Raw genomic sequence first — 20,998 nt, forward strand, 5'->3', positions numbered from 1 at the left:
AAGGCGCCGTGCCGAAAGTCTTCGACTGGCGCGGCTATCGCTTCCATTTCTACTCGTACGAGGGCAGTCCGCGCGAGCCGATCCATGTTCACGTCGCGAAGCCGGGCGCAGACGCAAAGTTCTGGCTCTTCCCCGACGTGCGTCTCGCACGAAACAATGGTATGAGTGCACGCGAGATCCGCCTGCTGCGTTCCCAGATCGCGGACCGCAAGGCAGAGATCGTGGAGAAGTGGAATGCCTTCTTTGCAGAATAGAGTTCCAGAACCGAAGGATGTCTCCTTCGACGAAGACAGCTTCTGGGTTCACTTGTCGGACGGGCGCACGATCGGTGTGCCTCTCGCCTGGTTCCCCCGGCTGCTCGATGCATCACCGGCGCAGCGTGAGGACTTCTTCCTCAGCCCCTCGGGTATTCACTGGGACGCAGTCGACGAGGACATCTCCGTCGAGGGCCTGCTGATGGGCTTCGCTGATCGTGTCAGGAGGCCGGCCGATGCGGCCTAGGGGCGCGATTGCCCTCCTCATCCTCGCCGCCCTTTCGGCCTGCGCGTCGCAGGTCGATGCCGGCGTTTCGCAGGATGCGGGCGCGCCGGGGTTCTGGTGGGGGCTGTGGCACGGGTTCGTCTTCCCGTTCGCCTGGATCGGTTCGCTGTTCGATCCTGGTATTGCAGTCTACGCCGTGCCCAATCGCGGGGGTTGGTACGATTTCGGCTTCTTCCTTGGCATCACCGTGCTTGGCGGCGGTTCGTGGTTCGGCTCCCGCTCGCGCGGCTAGCCGTCTTCGGGCCCGGTACGAAGCGCCAGACAGGCCCGAATCGCAAAACCCCGGCCACGCCGTGGGGCGGGCCGGGGTCCTCGCTGTCCGCTGTCGTCGGGGATACGCAGCGGTTAAAGGCGCCGGGTCACACGGCCTGTGTGGCGTTCGTGCCCAGTCCGGCGGGGATGCGGGCCTCCTGTTTCAGATAGATCCGGTTGTCGTCGATCTTCTCGATCTCGTCGATCGACAGGAAATGGTGCATGTCGTCGGCGCTGTCGGACCGCGTCAGCTTGATCGCGTCGTCCTTCACTTCGTCGACCGTGCCGACGTGCTGGCCATTGCAATCGGCGACTTCCATGTGTTCTTTGATGCGCAGCTTCTCGAACATAAAAACAAATCCTTTCAATTACTTGTATATATCATCAACGGGCCGATGGCCTATCCGTTCCGCCGTTCGGCGCACATCGGGCACGGCTCGTTGGCGCTCACCCGGAAACGGGTCGCGCGGCATCGGCGCGGGCGCGCCGGGCGGGATCGTCGGACGTTTCGCCGACCACCGGCTCCCCCGCCTGGCGCTGACCGATCGCGGCGGTGTTGAGATCCTGCTGCGTTCCTTCGGCCGGCTTATCGGTGGCGGCGCGATCGCGCGTTTCGCCTTCGCGCGGGCCGGTGCGTTCGATCCCGCCCGGCTCGTGCCCCGGTTGCAGCGTCACATTGCGGCTGTCGTTCGGTTCGTATTCGCCCATGGAAATTCTCCTTTCCCCCAACCAATCGGCGAAGGGGCGGCAACGTTCCGCCCGGTGATCGTGAAAAGGACCCGTCTTATCCCCGCCGAATCGGTATCGCTTGCCTTCGAAAGCGGCGCATGATTCTCTATATGGAGTCGCCACGCGCAAACCGGAGACCACAAGATGTCGTTGCTAGAAGCCCGCAAGACCTACAAGCCGTTCGAATACCCGTGGGCTTACGACTTCTGGAAACGGCAACAGCAAATTCACTGGATGCCCGAGGAAGTGCCGCTGGGGGAGGATTGCCGCGACTGGGCGCAGAAGCTGTCCGATCACGAGCGTAACCTGCTCACCCAGATCTTCCGTTTCTTCACCCAGGCCGATGTCGAGGTGCAGGATTGCTACCACGACAAATATGCCCGCGTGTTCAAGCCGACCGAAATCAAGATGATGCTGGCCGCGTTCTCCAATATGGAGACGGTGCATATCGCTGCCTATTCGCACCTGCTCGACACCATCGGGATGCCCGAAAGCGAATATGGCATGTTCCTCGAATACGAGGAGATGAAGGCCAAGCACGATTATCTGCAGAACTTCGGCGTCGATAGCGACGAGGATATCGCCCGCACGCTGGCGATGTTCGGCGGCTTCACCGAAGGGCTGCAGCTTTTCGCCAGCTTCGCCATGCTGATGAACTTCCCGCGCTTCAACAAGATGAAGGGCATGGGGCAGATCGTCAGCTGGTCCGTGCGCGACGAATCGCTGCACTGCGAAGGCATCACGCGCCTGTTCCACGCATTCGTGCAGGAACGCGACTGCCTGACCAAGGCAGTCAAGGAAGACATCATGGACATGTGCCAGAAGACGGTGCGGCTGGAAGATGCCTTCATCGATCTGGCGTTCGAACAGGGTCCGGTGCCGGGGATGACGGCGAAGGAAATCAAGCACTACATCCGCTACATCGCCGACTGGCGCCTGGGCCAGCTCGGCCTGCCCGCGATCTATATGGTGGAAGACCACCCGCTCCCCTGGCTCGCCCCGCTGCTCAACGGTGTGGAGCACGCCAACTTCTTCGAAACCCGCGCGACCGAATATTCGAAAGGCGCGACCAAGGGCAACTGGCAGGATGTCTGGTCGAGCTTCGACAAGCGCCAGAAAGCCAACAAGGGCGAAGAAGCCAACGACCTCGCCGATGACGGCCCGGGCCTGTTCGGCGACGACGCGGAAGGCGGGAGTGTGGCGGCGGAGTGAACGCGCCGGATTTCGGGGTAGTATTCTGGACCGCGTTGATCACGCTCGCGGGAGCCTGGTTCGGGTATTGGCTGACTGGCAAACCGAGGTTGATCGTTTTCAGCCCAAACTCCACGTTCTTTCGACTCGATCCACCCGAAGTTGGGGGCGCGCCGCTCGCTATCCGTGCGGGCCAGATTATTGTCCAAAATTTCGGTCGCAAAAGCGCAACTAAGGTTCAGCTCGTCGCCGAACCGGGCATCACCCCTTGGGGATACAACCTCTTTCCTGCCGTAGATCACGTGGTGAGGACAGTAAGATGATCGAAAATATGGCACACTGATTTCCATGCCGATCATCTCCAGCTTCTACGGTATCCTGATCCGCATGTATTTCGCCGATCACGCGCCGCCGCATTTCCACGCCGCGTATCAGGGGCACGAAGCGTTGGTGCGGATTGCCGATGGTCAGATCATCGAAGGATCGCTGCCGAACAAGGCGCGCCGGATCGTGGCCGACTGGGCGTTCGAGCACCGAAGCGAGCTCGAGGCGAATTGGCGGTGCGGGCAAGAACTGCTACCGATGGAGCGCATTCCCGGAGCGGACCAAGATGATTAAGCTCATCAGAATTGAAGTATGCGGCCCGCGTGCGCTGGCGCTCTATTTCAGCGATGGCAGCCATGGCGAGTGGTCGGCCGAGCAAATTCTTGCGCACGACACGGTGCTCACCCGTCCGTTGGAGCGAGAGGCTTACTTTCGCCGTGCCTTCATCGAAGCGGGTGCGCTCGCCTGGCCGAATGGACTCGATTTCTCCGCTCGCTCGTTGCACGAGGAACTCGCCCGCGCGAACAAGCTCAAATCTGCTCATGCTGCATAGTCGGACGGCGGACGCATGATTTACCGCATCCTCACCGCTCTCGCCGTTGCGGCCTCGTTCTCCATGGCCACCCCCGCCATCGCCTGCTCAGTCGTGCCGGGCTACCGTGTGCCGACCAACCTCGAACTTGCTGAAAAGGCCGAACTGGTGCTGCTCGGGCGGGTCGTGGGGGAGGTTGAAGGGGCGGAACTGCGGGACAGGAGGCTGCTGGTCGAGCCACAGGTGGCGATCAAGGGGGAGGTTTCCGACGGGCCCATCGTGATCGCCGGAGTGCGTCTCGATCAGCCTCTTGCGGGCGGTGGCAGCGGCCTGCTTTCCAACCCCTACGAACTGGCGGAGGCGCATCCCGACAGTTTCTTGGGGGCCTGCATCCGCCGCATCTTCCCGCGCGGCACCACGGTGCTGTTCTTCCTTGAGCGCGCGTCGGACGGCGAGGGCTGGCGGCCGTCGGGCGGGCCGTTCTCACGCTGGGCGGAGGACGTGCTGAGCGAGGATGCGCCGTGGTTGACGCTCACGCAGCTCTACGTCGCCGCTGCCGCCGCGCCCGAGAGCCGGCGCCGCGCCATGCTCGAAGCCGAGTTCGCCGGCCTCGTCGCTCTTCCGGCCGATCCGGTCGTGCAACTCATCGCCGCGGACATCGCTCGCCAGCTCGCCGGCCCGAACGAAACCTGGGCCGAGGTGATGGCGCGCGAGATGGAAGCCTACCGCGAAACACGTGAAGCGGTGGATGCGGTCAAAGACGCGATGGACGATGTCGCTGAGGATATACCGGAGCCAGACCCCGCGCGGGCCCACGCGATGGAGGACGGGCGCTAGCATCCGACTCGGCAAGGGGCGCGATTGGCGCTAGGCGGCGCGGCGATGACGGCACTCGATACCTTGCGGCGCGATCTCGACGTGCTTGAACACCGCGGGCGGGGGCGGCGGCTTTCCCCGCGAACGGGGATCGATTTCGCGTCCAACGACTACCTCGCCCTCGCCGGGTCGGAGCGCCTGCGCCGCGCGGTCTGCGATGCCGCCGCGCGCCAGGTCCCGGTCGGATCGGGCGGTTCGCGGCTGCTGCGCGGCAACGCGCCCGAACACACGCTGCTGGAAGACGAGGCCGCCCGGTTCTTCGGCACTGGCAGCGCGGTTTTCGTCGGCTCCGGCTATTGCGCCAATACGCTGCTGTTTTCGACCCTGCCCCAGCGCGGCGACCTGATCGTGTACGACGATCTGGTGCATGCCAGCGCGCGCGAGGGCATTCGGCTCGCGCGGGCGGAGGTGGCCGGTTTCCCGCACAACGACGTGGCCGCCGCGGCGGACGCGATTGCCCGCTGGCGCCGCAGCGGCGGGCGGGGCACGCCGTGGATCGCGGTCGAAAGCCTCTACAGCATGGATGGCGACCGGGCGCCGCTGGCCGATTTCGCCGAACTGGCGCGGCAGGCCGATGCCATGCTGCTGATCGACGAGGCCCATGCCACCGGCGTGTTCGGCACCGACGGGCGCGGCCTGGCCGAAGCGCTGGACGGGGCGGACAACGTGATCTCGCTGAAGACCTGCGGCAAGGCGTTGGGGTGCGAGGGGGCGTTGCTGGTCGGGCCGGCGCTGGTCCGCGAATTTATCGTCAACCGGGGGCGGCAGTTCATATTCTCCACCGCCCCGTCGCCGCTGATGGCCGCGGTCGTGCGGGAGAGCCTGCGCGCGCTGCAGGACGAGCCAGAGCGGCGCGAACGCTTGCACGCGCTGGTCGCCCATGCCGCGCGCGGGCTGGCCCGGCTGGGCGCCGAGGCGACCGATACGCCGATCCAGCGGGTCATCCTGGGCGACGACCGGCGAACGATGGCCGCCGCAACCGCATTGCAGGATCGCGGGTTCGACGTGCGCGGGATTCGCCCGCCGACTGTCCCCGAAGGGACGTCCCGCCTGCGCATATCGCTGACGCTCAACGTGACCGAAGGCGATGTGTCGGCGCTGATCGCGGCGCTGGAGGATGTGCTGTGAGCCAAACCGTTGTCGTCACCGGGACCGACACCGATGTCGGCAAGACCGTATTCGCCGCCGGGCTCGCGGCCATGTTGGGGGCCGATTACTGGAAACCGGTCCAGGCCGGGACGGAGGACGGCGGCGATGCCGCGAGCGTGGCGGCGCTGGGCGTCGCGCCGGGAAAGATCCTGCCGGAAGCCTATCGCCTCGGCACCCCGTGTTCCCCCCATCGTGCGGCGGAAATCGACGGTGTCGAAATCAACCTCGCGCGGCTGGACCCGCCGCGGCGCGATGGCGCACTGGTGGTGGAGGGCGCAGGGGGCGCACTGGTGCCGGTGACGCGGCAGACGCTCTATGCCGATCTGTTCGCGCGCTGGGGATGCCCGGCCGTGGTGGTGGCCAGCACGCGGCTGGGCACGATCAACCACAGCCTGTTGACGCTGGAGGCATTGCGCGCGCGGGCCGTGTCCATTCTGGGCGTCGCCTTCGTCGGCGAGGCGAACGAGGACAGCGAACGAACGATCTGCGATTTCGGCAAAGTCCCTCGCCTGGGGCGGCTTCCCTGGCTCGATCCGCTGTCCGCCGATAGCCTGGCAGCGGCGTTTCGCGCGAATTTCAGCGCAGGGGATTTCGCATGACCGGCTCGCCGATCTGGCACCCCTTTACCCAGCACGGCCTGGTCGACCCGATCCCCGAAGTCGTGCGGGCGGAAGGGGCAGCCTTGCACACCCGCGAAGGGCGGCGTGTGATCGATGCGATCTCGTCATGGTGGGTCACCACGCATGGCCACGCTCACCCCCGGATCGCCGCTGCCATTGCCGAACAGGCGGCGCGGCTCGACCAGATCATATTCGCCGGCTGGACGCACGAACCGGCGGAAACGGTCGCCGCCGGACTGCGCGCGATCATGCCCGAGTGCCTGACGCGCGTGTTCTTTTCCGATTCGGGATCGACCAGCGTCGAAGTCGCGCTGAAGATGGCGCTCGGCTACTGGCTCCATCGCGGGGAGCCGCGTCATCGCATTCTGGTGCTGGAACACGGTTACCACGGGGATACGATCGGCGCGATGTCGGTCGGTGCGCGGGGCGCCTTCAACCGCGCTTACGAACCGCTGCTGTTCGATGTCGAAACGATTCCCTTCCCCGGCGAAGGGCGCGAACAGGCCGCGCTGGACGCGCTGGAACGGGCGTGCAGCGCCGGTGCGGCGGCGTTTATCGTGGAGCCGCTGATTCTGGGTGCCGGCGGGATGCTGGCCTATTCCGCCCACACGCTGAAGGCCATGCACGCGATCTGCGTTCGGCACGGCGTGCTGTTCATCGCGGATGAAGTGATGACCGGGTGGGGCCGCACGGGCAGTTTGCTGGCCTGCGATCAGGCGCATGTTTCGCCGGACATTCTGTGCCTGTCGAAAGGTCTCACCGGCGGGGCGATCCCGCTCGCGGTGACGATGGCGAGCGAGCCGGTATTCGCCGCGCATTACGCCGAAGATCGCGCGCGGATGTTCTTCCATTCGTCCAGCTACACCGCCAATCCGATCGCCTGTGCCGCGGCGGCGGCGAACCTGGCGATCTGGCGGGAGGAGCCGGTGCGCGAACGTGTCGCGGACCTGTCGCGCAGGCAGGCGGCGGCGCTGGCCGCGCTATCCGATCACCCGCGCGCATCGAACCTGCGGCATCTGGGCACGATCGCCGCGCTCGATATCGGGGCCGCCGAAGGGTATCTGTCCGATCTCGCCCCCCGGCTGCTCCGTTTCTTTCGCGAGCATGACGTTCTGCTGCGCCCGCTGGGGAACACCGTCTATGTCATGCCGCCCTATTGCATCGGGGATGACGATCTGGACCGGATCTATCGGGTTATCGCCTGCGCGCTGGACGAAGTCTGACGCTATCTGGGTCTGACGCTATCGGGCGATCGTGGCGGCGAGGTCGCCCACGCCTGAAAAGCGCGCGACCACGGCATCGCCCGGCGCCACTTCGTGCACGCCGGTTATGGCGCCGCTCGATACCCACCAGCCGGCGGCAGGCGCGATGCCCCGGCCCGCAAGGTTGCCGAGCAGGAAGCGTACCGCGCCGAACGGCCCGTCGAGCATGGTGGCGGTCGTCGCGCGGCCCACGCTTTCGCCGTTTATTTCAAGCGTCGCCTCGATCGTGGACAGGTCGTCCCACAGCCCGCGCCCGACCGGCGCGCCCAGGACCAGCCCGGCATTGTTCCCGTGGTCGGACACCGTTACGCAGGGCCCGTCGCGATTGATACCGGGGTAGGGGGAAGAGGCGATCTCTATGCCGATTCGCACTTCGTCGATCCAGGCCATCGCTTCTTCATTCGATTGCGGCACCGGTGCATCGGGGGCCGGCGGTGCAAGGCGAAGCATGAACTCCGCCTCTGCCGCGGCGAACCCCTGTTTGAAGACGGGCATGGGCACCGGCTCGTGCTGAGCCACAACGATGGTGTCGGAAAAGATCGGGCCGGCAAGGCGGTTGGCGCCAAGGGCATCGTCGGCGGGCGGGTTGATCTTGCCGACTTTCCATCCGCCCACGGGCCGGTTCCAGATCTCCAGCGCCATATCCTGGATGGCATAGGCTTCATCGAGGTCGGCGGGCGCAGTTCCGCCGGGATAGGCACTCAGCGCATCACCCGATCGCCGGGCATTTACAAACACTTCAGCAATATCACGCGCAGCGACACTCAAGACGGAACCCTCCCCCAAACTGCTATCCAACCCCGTTACTGATCCATTAGGAAACCGGTGTCAAAACTTTTGTGGTACGGCGCTTTGGGGAAACTGAAACATCCTCTAAGACCCGGATGTACCCTGAAGGGGTGGGAGTTCGAACACATGAACAAGTCGGACAAACAGCCGACGATCAATGATGTCGCGCGGGTCGCGGGCGTTTCCAAGAAGACCGTGAGCAGGGTGATCAACCGGTCGCCCCTGCTCAAGCTGGACACGCGCGAGAAAGTCGAAGCGGTGATCGCGCAGCTGGGCTATGTCCCCAATCCGCAGGCGCGTGCGCTGGCGCTTCGGCGCAATTTCCTGCTCGGATTGCTGCACGACAATCCCAATGCGCAGACCGTGCTGAATTTTCAGGAAGGGGTGCTCGACGCGATCCGGGATACCGAATTTGCGCTCGTGGTTCGCCCGGTCGATCGGCATTCGCCCGGAATGCTCGACGATATTCGCAATTTTCTGGAATTGCAGCGGCTCTATGGCGTGCTGATCCTGCCGCCGATCTCGGAAGATGACGAGCTGGCCGCGCTCTGCCGCGACATGGGCTGCGGTTATGTCCGCATGGGGTCAGCCGCGCTCGACGAAGCCGAACATCTCGTCCAGTCGAACGATCGCCAGATGGTGGAAGGGGTGGTCGATTACCTCGTGGAACAGGGCCATCGCCGGATCGGCCTGATCGAGGGTCCTGTCGGTTTCCGGTCCGCATTCGAACGGCGCGAAGGGTTCCTGTCTGCGATGCGCAGGCATGGTCTCGACGTGCCGCAGGATGCGATCGTGCCGGGGAACTACCGGTTCAATTCCGGCGTGGAAGGGGCCGATCGCCTGCTGTCCGTGGAACCGCGCGTCACCGCCGTGTTCGCAAGCAACGACGAAATGGCTGCTGGCGCCTACCACGCGGCGCGTGCACGCGGCGTCGAGGTTCCGCGCGACTTCTCGATCGTGGGTTTCGACGATTCGCCGATCGCAGCCCATATATGGCCCCCGATGACGACGGTCGGCTGGCCGATCCGCCAGATGGGCAAGGCGGCTGCGCTCAAGCTGGTTGCCCCCGACATGGCGGACGCGCGCCCTTCGTGCTTTCCCGCGCGCCTGGTCACGCGCAGTTCGGTCGCGCCGCCCGCAAAAGAAATCTGATTGACGCGGTTGAAATGCCCCCCGCTTTGCGGGTAGAAACGGTTTTTGACACCGGTTTCCTAAACTGTATCGCTTGCGGGGAATCGGACACACGAACTTCGTATCAGAGCCCTATTGCGGGCAGGGAGAACCCATGAAAATTGCTCTCATCACCGAAAACAGCCAGGCCGCCAAAAACGGCATCATTCACGAGGCGCTGACGACGGTTGCCGAACCCTTCGGCCACGAAGTGCACAATTACGGCATGTACACGGCCGAGGATTCGGCTTCGCTGACTTATGTGATGAACGGCCTGCTGGCCGGCATCCTGCTCAACTCGAAGGCGGCCGATTTCGTCGTCACCGGGTGCGGCACGGGCATGGGCTCGATGCTCGCCTGCAATTCGATGCCGGGCGTGTTCTGCGGCCTCGTGATCGACCCGACCGATGCCTTCCTGTTCAACCAGATCAACGCCGGCAATGCGATCTCGATGCCCTATGCCAAGGGCTTCGGTTGGGCGGCCGAGCTGAACCTGCAGGATTGCTACCGCAAGCTGTTCGAGAACGAGGCCGGCGCCGGCTATCCGCGCGAACGGGCCGATGTCATGCGCAAGAACCGCGGCATCCTGTCCGACCTCAAGGACGCGTCGTGCCACGACATGCTGACCGTGCTGAAAACGGTCGACCAGGATCTGCTGCGCGCGGCCATTGCGGGCGAGCGTTTCGGCGAATATTTCTACGCCAACTCGCAGGACGAAGCGATCAGCGACTACCTGCGCAACCTTTGATCCTTTCGGGAATCGCACAGACCGGCTGAACCGGGATCAGGTGTCGGCGATCGCGCTGGAACGCGCGGCCGCCGGGCCTGAGCTGGAAAGGGAGAGTTATGACAGCCAACTCCTTCGATTTGACGGGGCGAACCGCCGTCGTCACGGGCGCCAATACCGGGATCGGGCAGGGCATTGCGCTCGCGCTGGCCCAGGCGGGGGCCGACATCGCCGCCGTCGGGCGGAGCGCCGCGGACGAGACCGCGGAAAAGGTCTGCGCGCTGGGCCGCCGGTGCGAGCTGATTTCGGCCGACCTGTCCTCGATCGAACCCGTCGCCGATGTCGTCGACAGCGTGGTCGACAAGCTCGGCCGGCTCGACATCCTGGTCAACAATGCCGGGATCATCCGCCGCGAGGATGCGTTCCAGTTCTCCGAGGAAGACTGGGACGCGGTGATGGACACCAATCTCAAATCGCTGTTCTTCCTCTGCCAGGCCGCCGCCCGCCACATGACGCAGTGGACTTCGCAACAGGGCACACGCGGTAAAATCGTGAACATCGCCTCGATGCTGACCTTCCAGGGCGGAATCCGCGTTCCCAGCTATACCGCCAGCAAATCGGGCGTCGGCGGGCTGACCAAGCTGCTGGCCAACGAATGGGCGCCGCTCGGCATCAACGTCAACGCGATCGCGCCGGGCTATATCGCGACCAACAACACCGCCGCACTGCAGGCGGACGAGACGCGCAACCGCCAGATCCTCGAACGTATCCCCGAGCAGCGCTGGGGCGACCCGTCGGATATCGGCGGTGCCGCGGTCTTCCTCGCCAGTCGGGCTGCAGACTACGTCCAGGGCCACATCCTCGCGGTCGACGGCGGCTGGCTGGCACGGTGAACAGATCTGTGCCGGCGCCGGTCGTTTGCTTCGGCGAAATGCTCGCACGCCTGTCGCCGCCGGCAGGCTTGCCGCTGGCGCGCGCAACGGCGCTCGATATCGCGGTGGGCGGGGCGGAGGCCAATGTGGCGGCTGCCCTCGCCAGCCTCGAACAGCCGGCACGGATGCTCACGGTCGTTCCCGACAATCCGCTTGGCCGCATGGCGCGGGCCACTCTGGCCTCGGCCGGCGTGGACACCGGCACCATCGCAACCGGGCCGGGCCGCATGGGCCTGTATTTCTTCGAACCGCCTGCCGGCCCGGTAGCCGGTCGAGTGACCTATGATCGTAGCGCAAGTGCCTTCGCGGAAGCTTCGCCGAACGATCTGGACTTTGCCGGCGCACTCGATGGTGCGGGCCTGCTGCACATGTCGGGAATTACTCCGGCTCTCGGGCCTCGCGGCGTCGAACTGGCCCGCGCGGCACAGGCGGCAGCGAGGGCGGCGGACGTGCCGATCTGTTTCGACGGCAACTATCGCGCGAACCTGTGGGAGGCGTGGGATTCCAACCCGCGGGAGATTCTGCGCGAGCTTGTCGGCGAGGCGCGCATTCTGATCGGCAACCACCGCGACATTTCCTTGCTGCTGGGGGAAACCTTTTCCGGCGATGGACCCGATCGGCGGCGCGAAGCGGCGGAGGCAGCGTTCGCCGCTTTCCCTTCGCTGGAACTGATTGCCTCGACCGCGCGCCATGTCGAAACCGGGCAGATCCACCGTCTGGCGGCGCGGGTCGATCGGCGCGACGATCACTGGCAAACCGGCGAAGTGCGGATCGAAGGCGTGATCGACCGCATCGGCACGGGCGATGCCTTCGCCGCAGGCCTCCTGCTGCGTTACCTCGAAGGGGCCAGCGCGCAGGAGATGGCCAAGTCCGCCCTCGCGATGGCGGTGATGAAGCACGGGATCACCGGCGACATGATTTTCGCCAGCCGGGCGGAACTGGACGCTTTCGATGCTGGCGGCGGCGATGTCCGGCGCTAGGATCGACCGGCGGACTTTCGTGGCTGGCATGGCGGCCGGGGCCGGCGTGGCCGCAGGGCCGACGTGGGCCGCACGCCCACAGCCGGAAGCGGGACGCTATCGCGGACTGCGCGCCGGGCCGGTCGCGGCATTCCTTGGCATCCGATATGCCAGAGCCGACCGTTTCGCACCGCCCGTAGCGGTTTCCGATGCCGGCGAGCGCCTGGAGGCCACCGCGTTTGGCCCCATTGCGCCCCAACTCGGCCTGCAGGACCATCGCCAGAGCGAGGATTGCCTGTTCCTCAATGTCTGGACGCCCGATCCGGATGTGCGAGCGAAACGCCCTGTGATGGTCTATTTCCACGGCGGCGCCTACACGTCGGGAACCGTCACCGATCCGCTAACTCACGGCCAGCACCTCGCCGAACAGGGCGATGTCGTGGTGGTCACCGTGAACCAGCGGCTCAACGTATTCGGCTACGGCTGGCTTTCGCCCTACGGCAGCCAATTTGCCGATAGCGGCAATCTCGGTCAGCTCGATCTCATCCGCGCGCTCGAATGGGTGCGTGCGAACATCGGCGCATTCGGCGGCGATCCTTCGCGCGTGATGGTCTTCGGGCAATCGGGCGGCGGAGCGAAAATCGCGACCTTGATGGCCATGCCCGCTGCCAACGGTCTGTTTCATTCGGCCGCGACCATGAGCGGGCAACAGGTGACGGCCAGCGGCCCGGCCAATGCGCAGGCCCGTACACGAGCGTTCCTGGCCGAGATCGGTGTACGCGAAGGCGACATAGGAGCGCTTCTCGCTCTGCCGACCGAGCGGCTGGTGGAAGGATTGGGCGCGCGCGACCCCATTCTCGGCGGACGGGTCTACTTTGGTCCCGTGCTCGACATGACAAATCTTCCCCGCCACCCGTTCTGGCCCGATGCAGCGCCGCAATCGCTGCATATACCGATGATTCTGGGCAATACGCTGCACGAGACGAAGGCCTTCATCGACCCGCGCGGTCCGATTCTGTCGGGTATCGACTGGTCGAACATTGCCGAGCGTCTGACACCGCAGATCCGCATCGACCTCGATCCCAGGTGGGTCGTCGCACAGTATCGGGCGCACTATCCGGACTGGTCGGCGATGCAGGTATTCTACGCTGCGACAACGGCGGGCCGAAGCTGGCCAGGGCAGGTGATCGAGGCCGATGCGCGCGCGCGTGCCGGTGCGCAAGCGACCTGGGTTTATCAGCTCGACCGGCCATCGCCGGTCGATGCGCTGCGCGGTGCTGCCCATACGGACGATATTCCCTACGTCTTCGGGACGCTCGGTGCCCCGGGCAGCTATTCGGGCACCGATCGTGGAGCTGCCGATACCAGCAGGGCGATGATTGCCGCTTTCACCGGTTTGGCCCGCACGGGGCGCCCGGGACTGGCGCACTGGAATGCCTATACTCTGCCCAACCGCGAAACGCTGGTGATCGGCGACGGGACGACAACGATGGTCGCCGACCCGCGGCGTTGGCAGCGTGAGCTATGGGCGACCGCTCCCTATATCCAGCCAGGAAGCTGACGCTGTGCGTTCGCAGTGGGCGGGGGAGGCGCGCGGTTAGTCGCGCAGCTCCACCGGATATGCGATGATGATCGACAGGGGTTCCGGCCCGACTTGCCGGATCCCGACAACGGCCCCTTCGTAGAGATAGGCAGCCATGCCGGGCTTTAGCTCCGCCTCCTTGCCATCCGATATCACCACGCCGCGACCTGAGGTCACGTAGTAGACTTCGTCATGGCTGATCGGATGTTCGCCCACTGCCGCACCCGGATCGAGGACGCGACGCCGGAATTCCATCCTGCGCGGCTGGGGGGCGGCGTCGCTGATGCGATAGGCGGTGGACATGCCGATCGCGCCGTGCGGAGGCGCCTCGCGCACCATGACATCCGCTTCGGCGACGACGACCATCGGCGGGGCGCTGTCCGAATCGGTGTCCGAGGCGGCTGCGCAAGCGGGAAGAGCCAGGGTCGCGGCCAGTATCCAGCGGCGGATCATTGTGCATTTCCCCGCATCTGGCGATCGCGAGGTGACAGGTGCTCCTGCGCGCCGGCCTTCTGTCCCGGGTAGCTGCCATTGCGCGGGGTCATCGTGCCGAGATCCCAGTCGGCTTCGCGGAAGGGCGCCGCAGTCTCGGGCAACTCCGGATAGCCGCCGACTTCATCTTCCGAATCGATGATCTCGCCCCGCCCTTCGGCGATATAGAACAGGACCCGAATCTCTTCCTCGCCCCGATCCCAGGGACGCGCACCGGCGGTGGCGAGCAAAGTCGTTTCGACGTCCGCCGAAGGGAGGATGTCGAACCCGGAAAGATCGGCCAGGGGCGTATCGGAGCGAATGAGTTGTGCGCGGGTGTGGCCATATCTCCCGAATTCCGGGAGCGCGTTGCCGTGGCGGTCCACCACAATGTTGTCCTTGCCGTAGTACGCCAGATCACCCACGCCGCCGAGCATGAGGAAGGGCAGGCCCTCGTCCGTATCGTTCCCGCCGCGCATGATATTGCCGACCGCGGTAATCTCGCCCGTAACGTGGGGTTGGCCGGCCCATTCCAGGTCCATCAGATTGTAATGAACCGCGCGAAGCTGCGGATTGTAGATCAGGTTGTTTATCAGCGCGACTTGCGCCCCGCCTTTCACCAGGGGCGCGCGTTCGACGTTATGCGCCCAGATGTTGCGATCGAACACTATGCCGGTCGCATTGTCGTGGACCAGCGAGCCCTTGGAATGCTCACCCTTCGGATGGCTCGAATCCGCCAGCCCTTCGGCTGCCAGGTTGAGCCGGAAGGTTATGTTGTGACTAGTGCCCTTGCGCCAGTCTTCCACCGATTCGCCAGTGAAGCGCGGGCCACTGGCGGACATGTTCTCGTCGATGGCCCACATGAAGGTATTGTTTTCGACCAGGACGTTCGCCGCGCCGGCCGTAGAAAAGGCGTCGGCTTCCCACCCGCTTCGCTTGGCTTGCCCGGCGGCACCCGTCAGCACGCGCAGATGGGTGATCTTTACATCGTGTGTCTTCACGTCGATTCCGCCACGCAGCAGGGTAATGCCGGGGGAAGGGGCGGTCTGGCCGGCGATGGTGACGTAAGGTTCGCTGATCTGCAACGAAGAGCGGTCGAGGTCGATCGCGCCGCCGACTTCGAACACGATGATTCGCGGGCCCGAAGCCGCGAGCGCTTCCGCCAGACTGCCGGGCCCATCCTTCGCCAGCGACGTCACCTTTATGATGCGTCCGCCCTTTCCGCCCTCGGTCGGATCGGCTGGTGCGGCATGTCCGGGGACGGCGATCAACAGGCTTACAGCTCCGGCAAAAGCGGCCAGGCGTGCGGTCAATTTCATTTTCATGGCTTCTCCTCTCCGACACAACTTGACAAGGGTTGCCCGCATAGGCAATGAAGAATGACACCGGTTACCAAAAAAGGCCGGAGTTGGGAATGATCGGATGTCGATTGGGTGTGGCGCTGAGGTGCCTGCAAACTCACCCCAAAAAGACACCGGTGCCATTTTGGGGAGGAATTATGAAGTACCCGCTCGTTTCCCGTCGCACCAAGGCAGCCCTTCTGGCTGGGTGTGCGCTGATCTTGCCGCACATGGCCTTCGCGCAGGAAGGCGCCACGCTGGATGCCGAAGAAGTTGCCGACGAAGGCAATGTCATCGTCGTTTCGGGCTTCCGCGAATCGCTGAATGCCGCCGTTGCGGCCAAGCGCGAGGCAGTCGGCCAGGTCGACGTTATCGTTGCTGAAGACATCGCGAAATTTCCGGACACCAACCTTGCCGAATCGCTCCAGCGAATTCCTGGCGTAGCGATCGAGCGTGATGCGGGCGAAGGGCGCCAGATCACGGTTCGTGGCCTGGGCGCGCAGTTCACCCGCGTGCGCGTCAACGGGATGGAAACGATCGCCACCTCTGTCGATGGCGCCGCTTCGAACCGCGATCGCGCGTTCGACTTTAACGTTTTTGCGTCCGAGCTGTTCAATTCGATCGTCGTCAACAAGACCGCATCGGCGAAGCTGGACGAAGGGTCGCTGGGTGCGGTGATCGATCTCAGCACGGGGAACCCGCTCGCCTTTGGCGCGGGGAGCAAGTTCGTCGTCACCGCGCAGGGGCGCTACAACGATCTCAACGATGACATTTCGCCGCGCCTTGCCGGCCTGGCCGCATGGAATAATGCGGACGAGACTTTCGGCGTGTCGGCGTCGGTCGCCTGGTCGAAGTACGAAACGGCTGAGTTGGGCAACAATTCCGTGCGCTGGGCGAATGATGCCGCCTTCCGTTCTGTCGGCGGGGTCGATTGCGATGTCAACCCGGCGGACCCCGGCTGCGTCGAAGTGCGTGACGCATTCCATCCGCGCATCCCGCGTTACGGCCTCGTCAATCACGAGCGCGAGCGGCTGGGCGCGACTGCCGCGCTCCAGTTCCGGCCGACCGACAGCACCAACATCGAAATCAACGCGCTCTATTCCAACTTCAAGGAAGACCGCGACGAGTATTGGGGCGAGGTGCTGCTGCGTTCCAACGAAGATGAAATCGATGTTGTCGATTATACCATCGACGGCAATAACAACATGATCAGCGCGGACCTGTCCAACGCCTGGATCCGCAACGAGCGCTATCACCGGGAAAGCGAAACCGACTTCTATCAGGTTTCAGGCCGGCTCGAGCAGCAGTTCGGCGACTTCACTGCCACGCTTTTCGGCGGTTTTTCGAAGTCGGATGCGTCCATCCCTGTCGAAACCACGATCATCTTCGACGACCGGGACGGAGAGTACAGTTACGACTACGCCGACATGAAATTCCCGCGCCTCACGTTCGGCACCGACGTGACCCAGCCAGGCAATTTCCAGCTCGCGGAATTCCGCGACCGGCCGAGCCAGGTCGAAAACAAGTTCAGGACCATTGCGCTCGATCTCGAATACGAGCCGGTCGACGGCCTGCGTTTGTCGGCTGGACCGTTCTATCGCAAGTTCGAGTTTTTCACGACCAGTGCGCGGCGTGACAGCCAGTACTGCTCCGCCTTCGATTGCGAGCCGGGTGCCTACGGCGCGCCGGTAACGCCTGATCTGGCCGAGCTGTTCGAGCTGGGCGATGCAGGGCAGCCCTCGGGCAATACCAATGCCTGGATCGTCCCCGATCTCGATGCGGCGGTCGCGTTCCTGGATCTTTACGGCATTCCCGCCGTCACGCGCGAAGGTGACGAACGCGGCGTGACCGAAGAGGTCAAGGGCGGCTACTTCCAGACCGATTTCGAGATCGATCCGGGTGTTCGGATGACCGGCAATTTCGGTGTTCGCTATGCGCATACCGAACAGGCTTCGCAGGGTTTCGTTTCCGGCCAGTACGTCACTGTCGAGCGTAGCTACGACGATTTCCTGCCTGCAGTTAACGTGAACGTTTTCCCGTCGGATAATTTCATCATCCGCGGCGCGATCGCCCAGGTTATCACGCGGCCGACGCTCGGCCAGCTCACTCCGGGGGGCACGGTTGACGAATTCAACTTCCGCATCACGTCGGGCAATCCGTTCATCGAACCCTATCGGGCGTGGAACTACGATCTGTCGCTCGAATGGTATTTCGCCCCGGGTGCGATCCTGTCTCTGGCCGGCTTCATCAAGGACATCGAGAGCTTCCCGGTCAGTGCCTCGCGCGAAATCACATATGCGCAGAGCGGCCTGCCAACCTCGCTCCTGACCTCAGGGACCCCGGCATACGACGCTGTGGTGAACGGCACCGATCCGAACCGGCTGTTCGAGGCCCGCACGACGCTCAATGGCGAAGGCGCGGTCATCAAGGGCCTGGAACTTGGTCTGAACCTGCCGTTCTCTGCCTTTACCAGTGCATCGTTCCTCAGCGACTTCGGCGTTCTTGGCAATGTCACTTATGTCGACAGCAACCGGGACGAGGAGTTCGGGAACGAGATCTACGAGATCACCTTCCCCGGTGTTTCGAAGTATTCGGCCAACGGTACGATCTACTACGACACCGGGCGGTTCTCGGTCCGTGTCTCGGGCGCTTACCGTAGCGACTACAACACAGGTGGCAGCGGCAATAACAACTTCCTCGAAGGCTTCGGCTCCACCTTTAACCTCGATGCGTCGATCCGTTACAAGCTGACCGACAATATCGAACTGCTGCTGGACGGGAACAACCTGACCGACCAGTATCGCTATCGCTGGGCCGACGATCCGACACGCCGGAACTACGAGAACAATCACTTCGGGCGGATCATCATGGCCGGCGCGCGCGTCGAATTCTGAGTTCGATCCCGAAGTGGTCAAAGTGAGGGGGGGCTCGCACATGAACAGCGATCGTAGATCTTTGCTCGGTGCGGGCCTCGCCGTCTCTCTTCTGGGCGGTGCCAGACTTGCCGCCCAGACCCCGCCGCCTTCTGCAAGCGGCGCTCCACCTCCCGGTCTGCCGCAGCCGAACGAAACGATCGATCTCTGGCCAGAAGGTGCTCCGGGTCTGCCCGCGAGACTGCCGGTCGAGCAGGTGGAGGAGCGTTCGAGCGACCCGCTGATAGCTGACCGTGCCGTGCGCGGTGTGGTGGTGCCCCGCCTTTCGGTGTTTCGGCCCGATCGGCCCAATGGCGCGGCGGTTCTGTTGATCCCGGGCGGCGGGTATCGCCATGTCGTGGTGGACAAGGAAGGCTATGAAATGGCGCGCTGGCTGTCCGCCCGCGGCTTCACGGCGTTCGTCCTGTTTTATCGCTTGCCCTACGACGGTTGGGCGGCAGGTCCCGACGTCTGCCTGTCGGATGCACAGCGCGCCATGCGGCTCATCCGGCATCGCCACGCCGATTTCGCACTCGATCCGGAGCGGGTTGCCGCCATGGGATTTTCCGCCGGCGGCCATTTGTGTGCCGATCTTTCGACACGGTTTGCCCATCGCACATACGATCCAGTGGACGATGCGGATCAATTGGGTGCCAGGCCGATCTGCGCCGCGCCGATCTATCCGGTGATCGCAATGCAGACATCGCACGCCCACGCAGGGTCGCGCGAACGGCTGCTCGGGCCTTCACCGACCGGCGCTCTTGAAGACGCGCATTCTCCGCATCGAAATGTGCCGCGCGATGCGCCGCCATTCTTTATTCTCCACGCAGAGGACGACGATGTGGTCTCGGTCGACAACAGTCTGCTTCTGCGTGCCGCGCTGAAGGCACGGGAAGTGCCGGTAGAAACCCATTTGTTCCGGCACGGCGGACATGGTTTCGGGCTGCGCAAGGCAAGCGGCAAGCCGGTCGCTGCCTGGCCGGATTTATGGCGTGAATGGGCACGCGGAACGGGGCTGACCTGATGACAATCGATCGTCGTTCTCTTCTCGTTGGTTCCGGGGCAGTCGGCATTGCCGCGCCTTTCGGAGCTTTCACATCGACTGCCGGAGCGCATGAGCCTGCCCAGGCGACGCAGCGCACCTACCTGCGCGGTTTCGACAACCAGCGGGTGCCCGACCAGGGTAACGGCACCTTCCTGAACCCGGTCATTTCGGGCGATCGCCCCGATCCGGCGATCCTCAAGGACGGTGACGACTATTACGTCACGTTCTCCACCTTCGATGCCTATCCCGGGCTGACGATCTGGCATTCGCGCGACCTGGTGAACTGGCGCCCGCTCAAGCCCGCGCTTCATCGCAACATCGGCTCCGTCTGGGCGCCCAGCCTGCACAAGGATCGCGGTCGCTACCTCCTCTACATCCCCGTCAAGGCAAGCCCGCAGAACGATATCTTCGTGACCTGGGCCGACGCGATCGAGGGGCCGTGGAGCGATCCTGTCCCACTGGGCCTGCACGATCACATCGATCCGTGCCACGCCGTCGCCGAAGACGGCAGCCGGTGGCTGTTCCTTTCGGGCGGCGACCGTGTGCGCCTGTCGGATGACAACCTCTCGCTCGCGGGCGAGGTCGAGCATGTTTACGATCCATGGCGCTATCCTTCTGACTGGATCGTCGAGGGGTTCGCGCCCGAAGGGCCGAAGATCCACCGGATCGGTGACTGGTTCTACATGCTTACCGCGGTCGGCGGGACAGCGGGGCCGCCCACCGGGCACATGGTCATCGCCGCGCGTGCACGCTCGCTTCATGGCCCATGGGAACACCATCCGGGCAACCCGCTGGTACGCACGACTTCGATCGACGAGGCCTGGTGGTCGCGCGGCCACGCCTCGCTGGTCGAGGCGCCCGACGGCAGCTGGTGGTCGCTCTATCACGGTTACGAAAACGGGTTCTGGACGCTGGGCCGTCAGTGCCTGATGGATCCGGTGCGCTTCACGCCCGATGGCTGGTTCGAAATGACCGGGGGCGACTTGTCGCAGCCAATCGAGAAGCCGCGCGGGGGCGAGGCGCAGCCGCATGGCATGGCGCTGTCCGACGATTTCTCCGGGCCGCTCGCCCTGGGCAGCAAGTGGGCATTCTTCCGCCCGGCGCCGGACGAGGCGGATCGTGTCCACGCCGGCGGCGGCGTCCTGCGGCTTGCGGGGAAGGGGGATGCACCGTCGAGCGGCTCGCCCCTGCTGATCACCGCCGGCGACCGCAGTTACCGTTTCGAGTGCGATATCGAGATCGCGCCCGGCGGACGGGCTGGTCTGGTGCTGTTTTACGACCACAAGCTCTACTGCGGGCTCGGATTCGACGCCGATCGCTTCGTGACGCACCAGTACGGGATCGAGCGGGCGCGCCCGGCCAATCCCCACGGCGGGCGGATGCGGATGCGGGTGACCAACCGTGAACATATCGTCACCTTCGACACCAGCGGCGACGGCGGGCGCACCTGGCACCGTTTCGACCGCGGGATGGAAGTATCCGGTTACCACCACAATGTCCGCGGGGGCTTCCACATGTTGCGCCCGGGGCTCTATGCCGCCGGACCGGGAGAGGCAAAGTTCCGCGATTTCCGTTTCACCGCGCTCGACGACTGAC

At 64.5% G+C, this 20,998-nt stretch carries 23 protein-coding genes; 18 read left to right on the forward strand and 5 right to left on the reverse strand.

Annotated features, from left to right (window positions below; all coding sequences use genetic code 11):
- Positions 1-8: 8 nt before the first annotated feature.
- The 3 genes from AM2010_RS12670 to AM2010_RS12680 are packed head-to-tail and all read left to right on the forward strand — an operon-like array spanning position 9 to position 772.
- Entirely contained in the window at positions 9-254 is a 246-nt protein-coding gene (locus AM2010_RS12670; RefSeq protein ID WP_047807378.1) for a DUF4160 domain-containing protein, read from the forward strand.
- The gene (locus AM2010_RS12675) at positions 235-501 is read left to right on the forward strand and encodes a DUF2442 domain-containing protein (RefSeq protein ID WP_047807379.1); all 267 of its coding nucleotides are present in this window, start codon (positions 235-237) and stop codon (positions 499-501) included. Before AM2010_RS12670 ends, AM2010_RS12675 begins: the two co-directional genes overlap by 20 nt.
- Positions 491-772: a hypothetical protein gene (locus AM2010_RS12680; RefSeq protein WP_047807380.1), complete on the forward strand. Its 282-nt coding sequence runs from the start codon at positions 491-493 to the stop codon at positions 770-772. Before AM2010_RS12675 ends, AM2010_RS12680 begins: the two co-directional genes overlap by 11 nt.
- 127 nt (positions 773-899) lie before the next feature.
- Here the strand turns inward: AM2010_RS12680 and AM2010_RS12685 are convergent, their stop codons facing one another.
- A complete protein-coding gene (locus AM2010_RS12685; RefSeq protein ID WP_047807381.1) occupies positions 900-1,142 on the reverse strand; it encodes a DUF2171 domain-containing protein in 243 nt (80 codons plus the stop codon).
- A 97-nt stretch (positions 1,143-1,239) separates the two neighbouring features.
- Positions 1,240-1,500, reverse strand: a complete 261-nt coding sequence (locus AM2010_RS12690) for a hypothetical protein (RefSeq protein ID WP_047807382.1) — start codon at positions 1,498-1,500, stop codon at positions 1,240-1,242.
- A gap of 165 nt (positions 1,501-1,665) precedes the next feature.
- Between AM2010_RS12690 and AM2010_RS12695 the strand changes: the two genes are divergently transcribed.
- The 7 genes from AM2010_RS12695 (at position 1,666) to AM2010_RS12725 (ending at position 7,436) form a co-directional block, all read left to right on the forward strand.
- Positions 1,666-2,733 (forward strand): ribonucleotide-diphosphate reductase subunit beta, encoded by a 1,068-nt coding sequence (locus AM2010_RS12695; protein ID WP_047807383.1) that lies wholly within the window; start codon positions 1,666-1,668, stop codon positions 2,731-2,733.
- A 327-nt stretch (positions 2,734-3,060) separates the two neighbouring features.
- The gene (locus AM2010_RS12700) at positions 3,061-3,330 is read left to right on the forward strand and encodes a DUF4160 domain-containing protein (RefSeq protein ID WP_047807384.1); all 270 of its coding nucleotides are present in this window, start codon (positions 3,061-3,063) and stop codon (positions 3,328-3,330) included.
- A complete protein-coding gene (locus tag AM2010_RS12705; RefSeq protein ID WP_047807385.1) occupies positions 3,323-3,589 on the forward strand; it encodes a DUF2442 domain-containing protein in 267 nt (88 codons plus the stop codon). The genes AM2010_RS12700 and AM2010_RS12705 overlap by 8 nt, the downstream gene beginning before the upstream one ends.
- 15 nt (positions 3,590-3,604) lie before the next feature.
- Positions 3,605-4,405, forward strand: coding sequence for a hypothetical protein (locus tag AM2010_RS12710; protein ID WP_047807386.1), 801 nt, complete (start codon positions 3,605-3,607; stop codon positions 4,403-4,405).
- Between the two features lie 45 nt (positions 4,406-4,450).
- Positions 4,451-5,572 (forward strand): 8-amino-7-oxononanoate synthase, encoded by a 1,122-nt coding sequence (locus AM2010_RS12715; RefSeq protein WP_047807387.1) that lies wholly within the window; start codon positions 4,451-4,453, stop codon positions 5,570-5,572.
- The gene (gene bioD, locus AM2010_RS12720; RefSeq protein WP_047807388.1) at positions 5,569-6,192 is read left to right on the forward strand and encodes a dethiobiotin synthase; all 624 of its coding nucleotides are present in this window, start codon (positions 5,569-5,571) and stop codon (positions 6,190-6,192) included. The genes AM2010_RS12715 and bioD overlap by 4 nt, the downstream gene beginning before the upstream one ends.
- Entirely contained in the window at positions 6,189-7,436 is a 1,248-nt protein-coding gene (locus AM2010_RS12725; RefSeq protein ID WP_047807389.1) for an adenosylmethionine--8-amino-7-oxononanoate transaminase, read from the forward strand. The genes bioD and AM2010_RS12725 overlap by 4 nt, the downstream gene beginning before the upstream one ends.
- Positions 7,437-7,454: 18 nt before the next feature.
- Here the strand turns inward: AM2010_RS12725 and AM2010_RS12730 are convergent, their stop codons facing one another.
- On the reverse strand, positions 7,455-8,213 hold the full coding sequence (locus AM2010_RS12730) for a 2-keto-4-pentenoate hydratase (protein WP_236699466.1): 759 nt from the start codon (positions 8,211-8,213) through the stop codon (positions 7,455-7,457).
- Between the two features lie 177 nt (positions 8,214-8,390).
- On the opposite strand from AM2010_RS12730, the gene AM2010_RS12735 reads away from it, so the two are divergent.
- From AM2010_RS12735 to AM2010_RS12755, 5 genes are all read left to right on the forward strand, one after another.
- Positions 8,391-9,416, forward strand: a complete 1,026-nt coding sequence (locus AM2010_RS12735) for a LacI family DNA-binding transcriptional regulator (protein WP_047807391.1) — start codon at positions 8,391-8,393, stop codon at positions 9,414-9,416.
- A 133-nt stretch (positions 9,417-9,549) separates the two neighbouring features.
- Complete coding sequence (locus AM2010_RS12740; RefSeq protein WP_047807392.1) at positions 9,550-10,182, forward strand: RpiB/LacA/LacB family sugar-phosphate isomerase; 633 nt, start codon at positions 9,550-9,552, stop codon at positions 10,180-10,182.
- A gap of 98 nt (positions 10,183-10,280) precedes the next feature.
- Entirely contained in the window at positions 10,281-11,054 is a 774-nt protein-coding gene (gene kduD, locus AM2010_RS12745; RefSeq protein ID WP_047807393.1) for a 2-dehydro-3-deoxy-D-gluconate 5-dehydrogenase KduD, read from the forward strand.
- Positions 11,051-12,073, forward strand: coding sequence for a sugar kinase (locus AM2010_RS12750; RefSeq protein ID WP_276325046.1), 1,023 nt, complete (start codon positions 11,051-11,053; stop codon positions 12,071-12,073). The genes kduD and AM2010_RS12750 overlap by 4 nt, the downstream gene beginning before the upstream one ends.
- Complete coding sequence (locus AM2010_RS12755) at positions 12,060-13,613, forward strand: carboxylesterase/lipase family protein (protein WP_047807976.1); 1,554 nt, start codon at positions 12,060-12,062, stop codon at positions 13,611-13,613. Before AM2010_RS12750 ends, AM2010_RS12755 begins: the two co-directional genes overlap by 14 nt.
- A gap of 36 nt (positions 13,614-13,649) precedes the next feature.
- On the opposite strand, the gene AM2010_RS12760 is transcribed toward AM2010_RS12755, so the two are convergent.
- A complete protein-coding gene (locus AM2010_RS12760; protein WP_047807977.1) occupies positions 13,650-14,000 on the reverse strand; it encodes a cupin domain-containing protein in 351 nt (116 codons plus the stop codon).
- 83 nt (positions 14,001-14,083) lie between these two features.
- On the reverse strand, positions 14,084-15,424 hold the full coding sequence (locus AM2010_RS12765; protein WP_201784055.1) for a pectate lyase family protein: 1,341 nt from the start codon (positions 15,422-15,424) through the stop codon (positions 14,084-14,086).
- A gap of 179 nt (positions 15,425-15,603) precedes the next feature.
- Here AM2010_RS12765 and AM2010_RS12770 point away from each other — a divergent pair, with 179 nt between their 5' ends.
- Genes AM2010_RS12770 through AM2010_RS12780 form a run of 3 tightly spaced genes read left to right on the forward strand, consistent with a single transcriptional unit; the run spans position 15,604 to position 20,997 of the window.
- Positions 15,604-18,339 carry a TonB-dependent receptor gene (locus AM2010_RS12770; RefSeq protein ID WP_047807396.1) on the forward strand — a complete coding sequence of 912 codons (2,736 nt, stop codon included), beginning with the start codon at positions 15,604-15,606 and terminating at the stop codon, positions 18,337-18,339.
- Positions 18,340-18,379: 40 nt separating this feature from the next.
- A complete protein-coding gene (locus AM2010_RS12775) occupies positions 18,380-19,381 on the forward strand; it encodes an alpha/beta hydrolase (protein WP_047807397.1) in 1,002 nt (333 codons plus the stop codon).
- Complete coding sequence (locus AM2010_RS12780) at positions 19,381-20,997, forward strand: family 43 glycosylhydrolase (protein ID WP_047807398.1); 1,617 nt, start codon at positions 19,381-19,383, stop codon at positions 20,995-20,997. Before AM2010_RS12775 ends, AM2010_RS12780 begins: the two co-directional genes overlap by 1 nt.
- Position 20,998 lies beyond the last annotated feature (1 nt).

The organism is Pelagerythrobacter marensis (genome assembly GCF_001028625.1).
GTDB classification, from domain to species: domain Bacteria; phylum Pseudomonadota; class Alphaproteobacteria; order Sphingomonadales; family Sphingomonadaceae; genus Pelagerythrobacter; species Pelagerythrobacter marensis.

What these genes read in the sequence shown, in the direction of transcription:
- AM2010_RS12675 (WP_047807379.1), top strand. Translation starts at nt 235, where the DNA reads ATGCCTTCTTTGCAGAATAGAGTTCCAGAACCGAAGGATGTCTCCTTC.
- AM2010_RS12680 (WP_047807380.1), top strand. Translation starts at nt 491, where the DNA reads ATGCGGCCTAGGGGCGCGATTGCCCTCCTCATCCTCGCCGCCCTTTCG.
- AM2010_RS12685 (WP_047807381.1), bottom strand. Translation starts at nt 1,142, where the DNA reads ATGTTCGAGAAGCTGCGCATCAAAGAACACATGGAAGTCGCCGATTGC.
- AM2010_RS12690 (WP_047807382.1), bottom strand. Translation starts at nt 1,500, where the DNA reads ATGGGCGAATACGAACCGAACGACAGCCGCAATGTGACGCTGCAACCG.
- AM2010_RS12695 (WP_047807383.1), top strand. Translation starts at nt 1,666, where the DNA reads ATGTCGTTGCTAGAAGCCCGCAAGACCTACAAGCCGTTCGAATACCCG.
- AM2010_RS12700 (WP_047807384.1), top strand. Translation starts at nt 3,061, where the DNA reads ATGCCGATCATCTCCAGCTTCTACGGTATCCTGATCCGCATGTATTTC.
- AM2010_RS12705 (WP_047807385.1), top strand. Translation starts at nt 3,323, where the DNA reads ATGATTAAGCTCATCAGAATTGAAGTATGCGGCCCGCGTGCGCTGGCG.
- AM2010_RS12710 (WP_047807386.1), top strand. Translation starts at nt 3,605, where the DNA reads ATGATTTACCGCATCCTCACCGCTCTCGCCGTTGCGGCCTCGTTCTCC.
- AM2010_RS12715 (WP_047807387.1), top strand. Translation starts at nt 4,451, where the DNA reads ATGACGGCACTCGATACCTTGCGGCGCGATCTCGACGTGCTTGAACAC.
- AM2010_RS12725 (WP_047807389.1), top strand. Translation starts at nt 6,189, where the DNA reads ATGACCGGCTCGCCGATCTGGCACCCCTTTACCCAGCACGGCCTGGTC.
- AM2010_RS12735 (WP_047807391.1), top strand. Translation starts at nt 8,391, where the DNA reads ATGAACAAGTCGGACAAACAGCCGACGATCAATGATGTCGCGCGGGTC.
- AM2010_RS12740 (WP_047807392.1), top strand. Translation starts at nt 9,550, where the DNA reads ATGAAAATTGCTCTCATCACCGAAAACAGCCAGGCCGCCAAAAACGGC.
- kduD (WP_047807393.1), top strand. Translation starts at nt 10,281, where the DNA reads ATGACAGCCAACTCCTTCGATTTGACGGGGCGAACCGCCGTCGTCACG.
- AM2010_RS12755 (WP_047807976.1), top strand. Translation starts at nt 12,060, where the DNA reads ATGTCCGGCGCTAGGATCGACCGGCGGACTTTCGTGGCTGGCATGGCG.
- AM2010_RS12760 (WP_047807977.1), bottom strand. Translation starts at nt 14,000, where the DNA reads ATGGTCGTCGTCGCCGAAGCGGATGTCATGGTGCGCGAGGCGCCTCCG.
- AM2010_RS12765 (WP_201784055.1), bottom strand. Translation starts at nt 15,424, where the DNA reads ATGAAATTGACCGCACGCCTGGCCGCTTTTGCCGGAGCTGTAAGCCTG.
- AM2010_RS12770 (WP_047807396.1), top strand. Translation starts at nt 15,604, where the DNA reads ATGAAGTACCCGCTCGTTTCCCGTCGCACCAAGGCAGCCCTTCTGGCT.
- AM2010_RS12775 (WP_047807397.1), top strand. Translation starts at nt 18,380, where the DNA reads ATGAACAGCGATCGTAGATCTTTGCTCGGTGCGGGCCTCGCCGTCTCT.
- AM2010_RS12780 (WP_047807398.1), top strand. Translation starts at nt 19,381, where the DNA reads ATGACAATCGATCGTCGTTCTCTTCTCGTTGGTTCCGGGGCAGTCGGC.